Annotated in this window: 1 protein-coding gene; it reads right to left on the bottom strand. The window is 62.0% G+C overall.

Annotated elements, in window-relative coordinates:
- Positions 1-35 precede the first annotated feature (35 nt).
- On the bottom strand, positions 36-255 hold a 220-nt coding region (locus AC0IXA_RS27785; RefSeq protein WP_471814959.1), incomplete at its 5' end, for a LysR substrate-binding domain-containing protein.

Below are 255 nucleotides of genomic sequence, written 5' to 3'. Positions count from 1 at the left end.
TGGCGCAGTAGTGGCATTGTGCCGGCTCGAACGATTCAGCTCAAGCGCTCTACCGCCGGCAATTGCATGGCGCGGACGTCGCCTTGGAGAAAATCGCTGAGGCGGCGCAAACGTTCACCTCCCGGACGCGGTTTCGGCCACACCAGGTAATACTTCAGGCCACTGGCGACGGCGGTCGGCCACGGCAGGCTCAAGCGACCTTGCGCAACGTCTTCGGCAACCATCAACAGATCACCCATCGAAACGCCATAGCCG

The sequence above is a fragment of the Pseudomonas sp. AC083 genome (assembly GCF_979253165.1).
The sequence above is the reverse complement of the archived record's forward strand: the minus strand, read 5'-3'. Positions and strand labels throughout refer to the sequence as shown.